At 74.0% G+C, this 11,027-nt stretch carries 5 protein-coding genes; 2 read left to right on the plus strand and 3 right to left on the minus strand.

Annotated features, from left to right (window positions below; genetic code table 11):
- Positions 1–17 precede the first annotated feature (17 nt).
- From OG802_RS23500 to OG802_RS23510, 3 genes are all read right to left on the minus strand, one after another.
- Positions 18–1,580 carry an alpha/beta hydrolase gene (locus OG802_RS23500; protein WP_329413383.1) on the minus strand — a complete coding sequence of 521 codons (1,563 nt, stop codon included), beginning with the start codon at positions 1,578–1,580 and terminating at the stop codon, positions 18–20.
- Positions 1,581–1,953: 373 nt separating this feature from the next.
- Positions 1,954–3,513, minus strand: coding sequence for an alpha/beta hydrolase (locus tag OG802_RS23505; RefSeq protein WP_329413384.1), 1,560 nt, complete (start codon positions 3,511–3,513; stop codon positions 1,954–1,956).
- 89 nt (positions 3,514–3,602) lie between these two features.
- Complete coding sequence (locus OG802_RS23510) at positions 3,603–6,350, minus strand: flippase-like domain-containing protein (RefSeq protein ID WP_329413386.1); 2,748 nt, start codon at positions 6,348–6,350, stop codon at positions 3,603–3,605.
- 186 nt (positions 6,351–6,536) lie between these two features.
- Between OG802_RS23510 and OG802_RS23515 the strand changes: the two genes are divergently transcribed.
- Both OG802_RS23515 and OG802_RS23520 read left to right on the plus strand, forming a co-directional pair.
- Positions 6,537–6,923, plus strand: a complete 387-nt coding sequence (locus OG802_RS23515; RefSeq protein ID WP_329413388.1) for an MGMT family protein — start codon at positions 6,537–6,539, stop codon at positions 6,921–6,923.
- Positions 6,924–7,243: 320 nt separating this feature from the next.
- The gene (locus tag OG802_RS23520) at positions 7,244–10,819 is read left to right on the plus strand and encodes an ATP-dependent helicase (protein ID WP_329413390.1); all 3,576 of its coding nucleotides are present in this window, start codon (positions 7,244–7,246) and stop codon (positions 10,817–10,819) included.
- Positions 10,820–11,027 lie beyond the last annotated feature (208 nt).

Below are 11,027 nucleotides of genomic sequence, written 5' to 3' on the forward strand. Positions count from 1 at the left end.
TGCGGCCCCCGCCGTCGTCATGAGCAGACCTTGCCGTCCTTCGGGACCGTCCCCTTCAGCAGGTAGGCGTTCACGGTCGAGGCGACGCAGTCGTTCCCGCTCGTGTAGGCGCCGTGTCCCTCGCCCTTCCAGGTGAGCAGCACGCCGACCCCCTTGCCCAGTTCGTCCGCCATCCTGCGCGCGCCCTCGTACGGCGTCGCCGGGTCCCCGGTGTTGCCGACCAGCAGGATCGGCGCCGCGCCCGGTGCGCTCACCTCCGGGGTGTCGTACTGCCCGGCCACCGGCCAGTCGTGGCACCAGCCGGCCGTGTCCCAGCCCAGGAAGTCCCCGAAGACGGGGGAGATCTTCTCGAACTGCGCCAGACGCCGCTTCGTCTCCTGCGCGGTGGGCCGCTGCCTGTCGTCCAGGCACGATATGACCCGTTGGGAGTGGGCCGAGGTGCCGTAGTGCCCCGAGGAGTCGCGGTCGTTGTAGCCGTCGGCGAGCGCCAGCAGTTCGGCGCCGTCGCCCTTCTTCGCCGCCGCCAGGGCGCTGGTCAGGCTCGGCCAGCTCTGTTCGCTGTACAGCGGGAGCACGATGCCGGTCAGGGCCAGCGTCTGCGTCAGCTTGCGTCCGTCGGAGGCGGGCAGCGGCTCGGCGTCGAGCCGGTGCAGCAGGTCCGCGATCTCCCGGCTGCCCTTCTTCGGGTCCTCGCCGGTCGACGCGAGGTAGTCGTCGAGGGCCCGCTGGAAGCCGCGCGCCTGGTTCTGGGCATGGCCCACCGCGTCGGCGGTCGGGTCGACGACCGCGTCCAGGACGATCCGTCCCACGTTCCCGGGGAACAGGTGGGCGTACACCCCGCCCAGCTCGGTGCCGTAGGAGATGCCGAAGTAGTGCGTCTTGCGATCGCCGAGGACCTGACGCATCAGGTCCATGTCGCGGGCGGTGTCGGTCGTCGACGCGTGCGCCAGCAGAGGGCCCGCCGCCTTCGCGCAGCCCTTGCCGAAGTCGGTGGCGTCCTGGAAGAACGCCCGTTCCTCCGCCGGGGTGTCCGGCGTGTAGTCCAGCGACTCGGCGGCCTGGACGTCCTTGTCGCTGCGGCAGCGGACGCCCTCGCTGGCGCCGACCGAGCGCGGGTCCCAGCTCACCAGGTCGTAGTGCTCGCGCAGCGAGGAGAACATGGAGCCGAAGGCGGGCAGCGTCGTGACGCCGGAGCCGCCGGGCCCGCCGAAGTTGAACAGCAGCGAGCCGGCCCGGTCGCCTCCGCTCGCCTTGGACGTGGCACGCACCAGAGCGATGCCGATCGTGTCGCCGTCCGGCTTCGACCAGTCCAGCGGCGCCTTCATCGTGGCGCACCGCCAGTCGGCGCCCGGTGCGGCCGAACCTCCGGCGCCCTTGCAGCGACCCCAGTCCAGCTTCTGCCCGGTCAGTGAGGCCGGCGGGGCGGCCGCCGTTCCCGTCGCCGCGGGGGAGCCGGCCGAGGCGTGGACGTCGGCCGTCCTCCCCTTACCGTCCCCGCTCCCGCCCGACCCGCCGCCACACCCCGTCGCCAGCAGTGCGGCGGCGGCTCCCAGCGCCGTCCACCGTCCCCATCGCGCCATCGCACGTCCCCCCTCGCAGGCCGTCCACGCTCGGTGGCGGACGGCTGTCAGGCCATATTAGGCGGCGGGCGATCCGGCCGTTTCAGCCTGTGGATAACCTTTTGACCTGCGGATTTTCTTCGTTCGCGAGCCGGGCGTTCGTTGGCCGGGGGCTCGAAGGCCCGGGGGTCCGAGCCTCGGAGGCTCGGAGGTTCGAGGGCTCGGCGGTGCGGAGGTTCGAGGGAGACCACGGCGGGCGGCCGGGGGCCGGCCCACGGCAGCGGATAGCCAGGGCGGGAGGATCGGGGAGGAGGCGGTCGCCGCGTCAGGCGCCGGGTTCAGGTGTCAGGGTTCACGAGTTAGGTGCCAGATGCCAGGCGCCAGGTCTCAGGTCTCAGGAACAGACGGTTCCGGCGGCGGGCGCCTTGCCGTTCAGCAGGTACGCGTTCACCGCCCCCTGCACGCACTTGTTCTTGCTGTCGTACGCGCCGTGCCCCTGCCCCTTGTACGTCAGCTCCACCCCGACCCCCGGGCCCAGCGCGTCCACCATCCTGCGCGCGCCCTCGTACGGGGTCGCCGGGTCCCCGGTGTTGCCCACGACCAGGATCGGCGCCGACCCCCGTGCGCTCACGTCCGGATGGTCGGCGGCGCCCGGCACGGCCCAGTCGGTGCAGGTCACCATGGACCAGGCCAGGAAGTCCCCGAAGACGGGCGAGGCGGCCCGGAACCTCGGCAGCTTCTCCTGGACGTCGGCGACCGAGTAACGCGTCTTGTCGTCGGCGCAGTTGACGGACACGTTGGCGGCGGTGATGTTGCTGTACTCGCCGTTCTCGCTGCGCCCGTTCATGAGGTCGGACAGCAGCAGTAGGGTCTGGCCGTTCCCCGCGTAGGCCTGCTCCAGGCCCTCGGTGAGGTACTCCCAGAACTCCTTCGCGTACAGCGCCTGTGCGATGCCGTTGGTCGCGGCGCTCTCGGTCAGCATCCGCGGAAGGACACCTGGGATCGGTTTGCGGTCGAGGGCCCGCAGAAGGCGCGTGATGCGGTCCTCGACGTCCTGGGCGCTGTCCCCGACGGGACAGTCCTCCGTCTTGGACGTGCAGTCCTCGGCGAAGTTGCGCAGCGCGAGCTGGAAGCCCCGGGCCTGCCCGAGCGCGCCCTGCTCGGACGTCTGCGTAGGGTCGACGACCCCGTCGAAGACCGCCCGCCCCACGTGCTTCGGGAACAGATGGGCGTACACGCCACCGAGTTCGGTGCCGTAGGAGATGCCGAAGTAGTACAGCCGGTCGTCGCCGAGCACCTGGCGCATCAGGTCCATGTCGCGGGCCGCGTCGGTGGTCCGCACATGGGGGAGCGTCCGGCCGGAGTGCTTCTCGCAGGCCGCGTTGAACGTCCGGGTGTGGTCCAGCAGGGCGGTGCGCTCGGCGGCGTCGTCGGGTGTGGCGTCCTGCTGGAAGTAGGCGTCGAGCTGCTGGTCGTTCTCGCAGCGCACGCCGGCGCTGCGGCCGACCCCGCGCGGGTCGAAGCTCACCAGGTCGTAGCGGGTGCGCAGGGCCGCGTACTGGTCGCCGAAGGCGGGCAGCGTGGAGACGCCCGAGCCGCCCGGGCCGCCGAAGTTGAAGATCAGCGAGCCGATGCGCCGGTCGCGGTCGCCGTCGGCCCGGGCCCTGATCAGGGCGATGCCGATGGTGTCGCCTGCGGGGTCCGCCCAGTCGAGGGGCGCCTTCATGGTGGCGCACTGCCAGGTGCCGCCGTGCGGCAGCGGAGAGGGCGCGCTGCCCCCTCCTTCCGCCTGGGAGGGGGCGGGGCAGTCCTTCCAGGTGAGCTTCTGGGCCGTCGGATCCCCGTTGTGCGCCTCCTCGTCGCAGCCGGCCGCCAGGGAGCAGGACAGCACGCAGACGACGGTCAGTGCGGCCACGCGCGCACGCAAGGGGCGCGGACGGAGGGGGATCGGCATGGCACCCATCCTGCGGCGGCGTCACGGCACGCGCGCGGGGCGCGGGCCGTACGAGGTACCCGCCGTGCGGTCCGGAAGGGCGGACGTCCCTACAGGGCGCCCTTGCGGCTCAGCTGGTTGAAGGCGAGCCAGCCCGGGAGGACCGGCAGCCACAGCGTCAGCAGACGGAAGAGCAGCACGGCAGGGGCCGCGACCTCCTTGGGGAGCCCGACCGCGATGAGACCGACCGTCAGGGTCGCCTCGACGGCGCCGACTCCGCCCGGTGTCGGGGCGGCGGAACCGAGGGCGTTGCCGGCGAGGAAGACGACGGCGACGCTGGCGATGCTCAGGGAGGTCGTCCCGTCGCCGAACGCGCGGATCGACGCGTCCAGGCACATCACGAAGCACGCGGTGAGCAAAAGCATGCCGCCGATGCCGGTGACCAGCTTCTGCGGCCGCTGTAGCACGTCCAGCATGCGCGGCACGACCCCGGCGAACAGCGAGCGCACGCGCGTGGAGACGAACTTGCGCAGGAACGGCACCGACGTCACCACGAGCACGAGCACCGCCACCGTGAGCAGACCCGCGATGACCGTGCGGGACGGCGACAGGGACGGCGTCTTCTCGGTGCCGGTCAGGTAGCCGAACGACAGCAGCATCAGGATGTGGCAGCCGAGCCCGAACAGCTGCGACGCGCCGACGCTGGCGACGGCGAGCCCCGGCCGCACGCCCGAGCGCTGTAGGAAGCGCGTGTTCAGCGCGACCCCGCCGACCGCGGCCGGGGCGACGATCTTCACGAACGAGCCGGCGACCTGGGCGGCGACGGTCCGCGGGAAGGGCACCCGCTCCGGGACGAAGCCCAGCAGGCTCATCGCCGCGGCCACGTAGCTCAGCGCGGAGAACAGCACGGCGGCGGCGACCCAGCCCCAGTCGGCGTTCTCGATGAGCGGGCCGAACTCGATGTGCGTGAGCTGGGTCAGCAGGAAGTACGCGCCGATGGCGCCCGCGATGACGCTCATCAGGGTGCGCGGCCGCACCCGCTCCAGCCGGGCCGGCTCGACCGGCGCCTGGGGGCGGATGAGCAGCACCTCGTGCCGGATCTGCGTCAGCAGGTCCTCCTCGCGCGCCTCCTCCACCGCCTCGTCGATGGCGCGCTTCTCGGCCCGCGCCTCCGCGCGCTCGGCCTTCTTGCCGGGCTTCTCCAGGACGACGGTCCCGGCGGCGCCGTGCTCCGACGCCTCCAGGCGGGCCTGCTTCGCCTGCTGGGAGGCCTCCAGGACCGCCTCCCGCTCGCGCTGCGCCCGCTCACGCGCCAGCCGGCGCAGCGTCGCGCGCGTGGAGCGCGTCAGCGCGATGGGCTGGAGCATCGGCAGGCAGTCCGCGACCGCGTCCGGCCCGAGCACGCCCACCGCGGAGGCCACCGCGCGTTGGGCGCCGACGCGCAGTCCGAGCGTCGTCACGAGCTGGGCGACGTCCATGCGCAGCAGCAGGTCGCCGGCCGCGATCTCGCCGCCGCGCAGATCGGTGAGGATCACCGTGCCGGAACGATCCACCAGGATGGCGTCGCCCGCGAGCCGGCGGTGCGCGATCCGCCGCGACTGCAGCGCGCGCACCTGGTGCCAGGCGTTGCGCAGCAGCTCGTCGGTGATCTCCTCGTCCGACAGCGAGTCGAGGGTGCGGCCACCGGTGTGCTCGTAGACGAGCATCACCGCGTCGGGTCCCAGTTCCGAGGTCGCGATCAGCTTCGGCGCGTTGGCGCCCGCCGCGATGGCCGCGTAGGCGAGCAGGGCCTCCTGCTCCAGCGCCTGGCGCAGCGACTGCAGGCTGCTGCGGGTGGCAAAGCCGCGCAGCGTCAGGTTGCGCCACGCGCGGTAGAAGAAGCCCTGGGCCTGCTGCTCCCGGTCGACGACCGTGACGTCCAGCGGCGGCCCGTCCTCCAGGGTGACGAAGTAGCGTCGGCCGCGGTCGCCGTCGGTGGCGTCGGAGACCTCCTCGCGGGCCGCGCTGACCGGGCGGAACCCGACGTGCCGCAGCCCCGCCATCAGCGTCCGCCCCGTGGGGCGCACGTTCGGAGAGCCGACCGCGTACAGCGTCCCGTAGGCCACGGTCCAGCCGATCAGCACCGTGAGGATGATCGAGAAGGGTGTCGTGTACCCGGTGACGAGCATCGAGAAGGCATCCAGCATCAGCACGATCCACAGCACCGAGCGCCAGCGCGGCCGCCGCGACATGCCGACGGCCGTCATGTAGGCGATGACGGGCGCCAGATAGCCGTGCACCGGATCGGTGAGGGCGTGGATGTCGCCGGGGGAGGGCTGGGTGAGCGCCTCCTGGATCGACCCCGGAGCGCCCTTGGCGACCCACAGGTCGGTGGCGAGGGTCACGCCGTGCGCGAGGACGGCCGCGAGCACGCCGTCGGCGATGCGCAGTCCGTCGCGCTTGATCAGCCGCTCGATCGCGAAGGCCACGGGCACGAGCAGGATCGCGATGCTGGAGGCCAGCCCCGCGATCTTGATCAGGAGGTCGGGCGCCTGACCGGTGCCCTTGTTGATGTCCTGTTCGAGGCCCGAGGTCGTTCCGTGTGCGAAGGCGGCGACGGCCAGCAGGACGACGACGGCGAGCACGCCGATCAGCAGGCGCATCAGGTCGGAGGGGCGGTGCACGCGCGCGGGAAGCAGGGGTTCGTCGCCCTCCACCTCGTCGATGTGCACCTCCTCCGGCTCCTCGGCCTCGCGTGTCCCGTCCAGCGGCGCCCCGCCCTTCGGTACGTCCCGGGAAACCCCGTCGGCGGCGTCCGGGCGCGACGCAGCGTCAGAGGTGCCCTCCGCGCCCTCAGGTCGCACGCCCTGCTGCTTCATCGTCTCTTCTTGGTCTCGTATCACCGGTCACCGCCCGCACGATGGTGGCATGCCGCACCGACACACGGGGGCATCAGGGTGCAAATGCGGGGGCGCACAGTCTGCCCGACGGGCTGCCGGGGGGCGAGGGTCACACAAAGTCGCGGGCCCGTCGCATTGTCGGTGCCGTGGGGCAGGATGGGGCGGATGAGCGAGCAGAGCCTTCCGGATGACGCCCGCCCGGAGTACACCGACGCCCTGCCGGAGTACGCCGAGCGGGTCCTCGAGGTCGCGGAGCTGATCCCGCCCGGGCGGGTCATGACGTACGGCGACGTCGCGGAGTGGCTCCAGGAGGGCGGGCCGAGACAGGTCGGCAGGGTGATGGCGCTGTACGGCGGCGCCGCCCCGTGGTGGCGCGTCGTGCGCGCGGACGGGGTGCTGCTCCCGGGCCACGAACTGCGGGCCCTGAACCACTACCGCGCCGAGGGCACCCCGCTGAAGGAGGCGAGCAGGGCGGCCGAGGGCCATGTGCCGCGCCTCGACATGAGACGGGCGAGATGGGACGGCGGCCAGGACGCGGAAGGTCACACCTGACAGCTTCCGCCATCGCGGAGCGCCGGGGGGATCTTGCGGCTCGTACGGGGGAAACACCGCGAACCGGGCACGTCCGTGACATGGCGTACGTTCGAGGGACGAGAGAGACGCGTGGCCCGCGGGCCGGGAGGGCCGCGAGGGCCGCGCGGGCGACCCGGTTCGCGTGCGCGGCCAGGGGCCCCGGGGAAGAGGCGGAAGCCGTCTTCCCGGGCCGACGGTCGGCGTAGCGTCGGCCGCACACGTCTCCCTCACCCCGCGACCACCGCTCTTGCCGAGCGTCGCTCCGACAACCAGCACACCCACCAGGACCGGCGAACCACGTGAGCTCCTCTTCCTCCACCAGGCGCCTGCCGCACCCCCAGGGTCGGCAGGGCAACAGTGGCGCTTACCGGCTGGTGCGCACCCCGGCGGCCCGGCCGGCCCCCCCTCGTCTGGACGCCGCCCAGCGCGCGGTGGTTGACCACGGCGCCGGCCCGCTGCTCGTCCTGGCCGGTCCGGGCACGGGGAAGACGACGACGCTCGTCGAGTCCGTGGCGGCCAGGATCGCCGCCGGCGGCGACCCCGCGCGCATCCTGGTGCTCACCTTCAGCCGCAAGGCGGCCGTCGAACTGCGCGACCGGATGGCGCTGCGCATGGGCGCCGCCCACGCACCCCAGGCGACCACCTTCCACTCGTACTGCTACGCCCTGGTGCGCGCCCACCAGGACGCCGAACTGTTCGTCGAACCCCTGCGCCTGCTGTCCGGACCCGAGCAGGACGTCGCGGTCCGCGAACTGCTCGCCGGCCAGCTCGACCTGCAACGGCTCGGCCTCGCGCACGTACGGTGGCCGGACGAACTGCGCGCCTGTCTCACCACCCGCGGCTTCGCCGACGAGGTCCGCGCGGTGCTGGCCCGCAGCCGCGAGCTGGGCCTCGGCCCGGCCGCCCTGGACGCCTTCGCCCACCGCATCGGCCGACCCGACTGGCGCGCCGCGGCCGCCTTCCTCGCCGAGTACCTCGACGTGCTCGACCTGCACGGCGTGATCGACTACGCGGAACTCGTCCACCGCGCGGTCCTCCTCGCCCACCGCACCGAGGTCGCCCACCGGCTCGCCGCCCAGTACGACGCGGTCTTCGTCGACGAGTACCAGGACACCGACCCCGCCCAGGTGCGGCTGCTGCACGCCCTCGCCGGCGGCGGCCGCACCCTGGTCGCGTTCGGCGACCCCGACCAGTCGATCTACACCTTCCGCGGCGCCGACGTGAACGGCATCCTCGACTTCCCGCAGGCCTTCCCGCGCCTCGACGGCCGCCCCGCCCCCGTCGAGGTCCTGCGCACCTCCCGCCGCTCCGCAGCAGCCCTGCTGGCCGCCACCCGGCTGCTCACCCAGCGGATGCCGCTGACCCGGCTGCCCGCCGCGAAGGTCCGCGCCCACCGCGAACTCGCGGCCGTACGCGACGGCGGATGCGTCGAGGTCCACACGTACCCGACCGCGGGCGCCGAGCTCGACAACGTCGCCGACATCCTGCGCCGCGCGCACCTGGAGGACGGCGTCCCCTGGAGCGACATGGCCGTCCTGGTGCGCGCCGGCTCCCGCACGATCCCGACGGTCCGCCGCGCCCTGACGGCCGCGGGCGTCCCCCTCGACATCGACGGCGACGACCTCCCCCTGCGCCACGAACCGGCGGTCGCCCCCCTGCTGACGGCCCTGCGGGCCATCGCCACGGCAGAGACCGCCCGGCCGACGGCGACCGCCCCGGCCCAGCCCACCGCAAGGGCAGCCGCCGAGAGCGGGAACGGCGCTGTCGCGACACCGCAGAACGCGGGAGACGCGGGCGCTCCCGACGGCCCCCGGCCGCACGCGGTCGGTCCAGGAGACCCCGCCGACGGCGCGGGCAGTGAGACCGCCGACGGCGCGGACGACGAGACGAGCGGCGGCGCGGACGACGAACAGGGCGCGGAGGCGGCGGGAGCGTCGGAGGCGTCGGGGCCGGCGGGGGTGCCGGAGCGTGTCCGGGCCGCCGCCGCAGACGACGACGCCTGCTGGCTGGACACCGAGACCGCCCTCACCCTGCTCGCCTCCCCCCTCGCGGGGATGGACGCCGCCGATCTGCGCCGCCTCGGCCGTGCGCTGCGCGAGGAGGAACGCGCCGCCGGAGACCCGCTGCCGCCGCCCTCCGACGTCCTGCTCGCCCGCGCCCTGGCCGAGCCGGAACGCCTGGTCGCCCACGACCCGGCCTACGCGCGCGGCGCCCAGCGCCTGGGCGCGCTGCTGGCGACGGCCCGCGAGCGTCTCGCACGGGGCGGCACGGCCGAGGAAGCGCTGTGGGACCTGTGGGACGGCACGCCCTGGCCCGCACGCCTGGAGCGCGCCGCCCGGCGCGGCGGCGCGGCCGGCCGCAACGCCGACCGGGACCTGGACGCCGTGTGCGCGCTGTTCGCCACCGCCGCGCGCGCGGAGGAGCGCACCGGCGGCCGCGGCGCGCTGAACTTCCTGGCCGAGATCGAGGCCGAGGACATCGCCGCCGACACCCTCGCCCGGCGGGCCGTGCGCCCCGACGCGGTACGCCTCATGACCGCCCACCGCGCCAAGGGCCTGGAATGGCGCCTGGTCGTCGTCGCCGGCGTCCAGGAGGGCCTGTGGCCGGACCTGCGCCGCCGCGGCTCCCTCCTGGAGGCCGACCGCATCGGCCGCGACGGACTCGCCGAGCCCCTCACACCGGGCGCGCTGCTCGCCGAGGAGCGCCGCCTCTTCTACGTGGCCGCCACCCGCGCGCGGGAGCGCCTCGTCGTCACCGCGGTGAAGGCGCCCGCCGACGACGGCGACCAGCCCTCGCGCTTCCTGACCGAACTCGGCGTCGAGCCCCAGGACGTCACCAGCCGCCCCCGCCGCCCCCTCGCGGTCGCCGCCCTGGTCGCCGAACTGCGCGCCACGACGGTCGACCCGCGCGCGTCCGCCACGCTCAGGGAGGCCGCCGCCCGCCGCCTGGCCCGGCTGGCGGCCCTCGCCGACGAGGACGGCAGGCCCCTGGTGCCGGCCGCCCACCCCTACCGCTGGTGGGGCATGTTCGAGCCGACCGAGAGCAAGGTGCCGCTGCGCGACCGCGACCAGCCCGTCGTGCTCTCCGGCAGCGCCCTCGACCAGCTCGCCAACACCTGCGCGCTGCAATGGTTCCTGGGCCGCGAGGTGAAGGCGGACGCCCCCGCCACCGTCGCCCAGGGCTTCGGCAACGTGGTGCACGTCCTCGCCGACGAGGTCGCCTCCGGGCACACCCCGGCCGACCTCGACGTCCTCATGGAACGCCTCGACTCCGTGTGGAACGCCCTCGCCTTCGACGCCCCCTGGAAGTCGGCACAGGAGAAGGCGCACGCGCGCGTGGCGCTCGAACGCTTCCTGCAGTGGCATGTGATGGACCGCACCGGCCGCACCCCGGTCGCCAGCGAACACGACTTCGACGTCACGCTCGAAGCCGGCGAGTACGAGGTCCGCATCCGCGGCCAGATGGACCGGGTGGAGGCCGACGGCGAAGGCCGCGCCTACGTCGTCGACTTCAAGACGGGCAAACAGGCGCCCACGTCCCGCGAGGTCGAGCGCCACCCGCAGCTCGCCGTCTACCAGCTCGCGGTGCGCGAAGGCGCCGTCGACGAGGCCTTCGACGGCGTACGGCCCGCACCGGGCGGCGCCGAACTCGTCCAGCTGCGCCAGGGCGCCGCCAAGCGGGACGGCGGGGACGCCCTGCCCAAGGTGCAGGCGCAGGAACCGCTGGAGGGCGAGTGGGTCGGGGACCTGCTGGCGACAGCGGCTGGCAAGGTCCTCGACGAGCGGTTCACCCCGACCGCGGGCCAGCAGTGCGCCCACTGCGCGTTCCGCGCCTCGTGCAGCGCCCGGCCCGAGGGACGCCACGTCGTCGACTGAGCCGCACGAGCCGCGCGAGGCCGGCGGGACCGGTGGTGCGAGCCCGGGCGGCGGCGCGAGCCCGGGCGGCGGCGCGAGCCCGGGCGGCGGCGCGAGGCGAGACCGCCGTGCGAGCCGGGCAGGACCGGTCGGGCAAGTCCCGCCCGGCGGGGTGTGACGGACCGCACCACCCACGCTGAGCTGCGCCTCAGCCTGGGCGACGGGTGAT

The sequence above is a fragment of the Streptomyces sp. NBC_00704 genome (assembly GCF_036226605.1).
In the GTDB taxonomy this organism is placed as follows: domain Bacteria; phylum Actinomycetota; class Actinomycetes; order Streptomycetales; family Streptomycetaceae; genus Streptomyces.